Genomic DNA, 1,793 nt, shown 5'->3' on the forward strand with positions numbered 1-1,793 from the left:
GGCCTTCGCGACGATCAGGAGCGGGGAGACGCGGAGGTCTTTGAACGCCTTGTCGTTCTTCAGCCGTTCGACGAGGTCCATGGTGGCGCTGACGTCGACGGTGATCCACTCGGTGACGTGCGGCGCGGTGAACGCACTGGCGACCATCGCCTGCGCCATCACCTTCTGCACGCCCTTCACCGGTACGCGGGTGTCGCCCTGACCGCTCACCACCGGCGCCGGTTCGTAGGCGACGGCAGGTTCGTACGCCGTTTCAGCAGGCGCGTACGACGTGTCCGCCGGTCCGCGCGCGACGTGCGCCTCCACGTCTGCGCGGGTGATCACCCCACCAGCACCGGTCGGCGTGACCGCTCCCAGGTCAATCCCCAGGTCCTTCGCCAACTTCCGCACGGGCGGCTTCGCCAGCACGTGCACAACCCCGTTCCCCACCGGAGCGGAGGGTGAGCCCGCTGCGGGCGGCGCGGAGGGTGCCGAGGGCTGAGCAGCAGCGGGTGCTGCCGGCGGGACGGGCGTCGTCGCCAGAGCAGCTGCGCCGGCTGAACCGGCCGCAGGCGCTGCGAGTACACCACCGCCCGCAGCACCAGCACCGCTATCAGCAGCTGCGCTCCCCGCATCACCAACACCGCTGGCCGCACCACCAGCACCAGCGGCCGCAGCGCCGGTGGCGGTGGGCGCAGCGGCGGGCGTGCCGGGGGTGGGTTTGCGTTGGCGGCGTTTGGCTTCGGTGGTTTTGGGGCCGTAGCCGACCAGGACCGCGGTGCGGCCGCCGGACGGATCGGGCTCCGGGATCGTCGGGACCATGTCGTCGGCGAGGGGCTCGGTGCCGGCGGATTCGGTCTGCACGGAGATGATCGGCGTACCGACGGGGACCGTCTCGCCCTCGGGGACCAGGAGTTCGGTGATGGTGCCGGCGAACGGGACCGGGAGTTCGACGAGCGACTTCGCGGTTTCGATCTCGACGACGGTGTCGTTGAGCTTGACCGTGTCGCCGGGCTTGACCTTCCAGCTGACGATCTCGGCCTCGACCAGCCCCTCGCCGACGTCGGGGAGACGGAACTGCTGGATGCCCATCAGTACTCCATCACCCGGTCGACGCCGTCCAGGACCCGGTCCAGGTCCGGCAGGTAGTCGTCCTCCATCCGCGACGGCGGATACGGCGTGTCGTACCCGGTCACGCGCAGTACCGGCGCTTCCAGGTGGTAGAAGCACTCCTCCGTGACCCGCGCCGCGATCTCCGACCCGGTGCCGAGCGACAGCGGCGCCTCATGCACCACGACCGCCCGGCGCGTCTTGCGAACCGAGGCGAAGATCGTCGCCAGGTCCAGCGGCGCGATCGACCGCAGGTCCACGACCTCCAGGTTGCGCCCGTCCTCGACCGCCGCCTCGGCGGCCTGCAGACACGTCTTCACCATCGGCCCGTAACAGAGCAGGGTCGCGTCCGTACCCTCACGCACCACCTTCGCCCCGTGCAGCGGCTGCGACGGCGGCGTGGACTCGTCCAGCTCGGCCTTCTCGTGGTACCGGCGCTTCGGCTCGAAGAACACGATCGGGTCGTCGGAGGCGATCGCCTGCTGGATCATCCAGTACGCGTCCACCGGGTCGCCGCAGGAGATCACCTTGAGCCCGGGGACGTGCGAGAACAGCGTCTCCGGCGACTCCGAGTGGTGCTCGACGGCGCCGATGCCACCGCCGTACGGGATCCGGATGACGACCGGCATCCGGATCTTGCCCATCGACCGGTAGTGCATCTTCGCGACCTGGCTGATGATCTGGTCGTACGCCGGGAACACGAA

The 1,793-nt window shown here is 69.8% G+C and carries 2 protein-coding genes; both read right to left on the reverse strand.

Annotated features, from left to right (window positions below; genetic code table 11):
* Positions 1-1,071, reverse strand: a 1,071-nt coding sequence (locus VFF46_RS15555; RefSeq protein ID WP_325037822.1) for a biotin/lipoyl-containing protein, incomplete at its 3' end; no start/stop codon positions are given.
* On the reverse strand, positions 1,071-1,793 hold a 723-nt coding region (locus VFF46_RS15560; RefSeq protein WP_325037823.1), incomplete at its 5' end, for an alpha-ketoacid dehydrogenase subunit beta. The genes VFF46_RS15555 and VFF46_RS15560, both read right to left, overlap by 1 nt.

It is taken from the genome of Kribbella sp. (assembly GCF_035655035.1).
Classification (GTDB): Bacteria; Actinomycetota; Actinomycetes; order Propionibacteriales; family Kribbellaceae; genus Kribbella.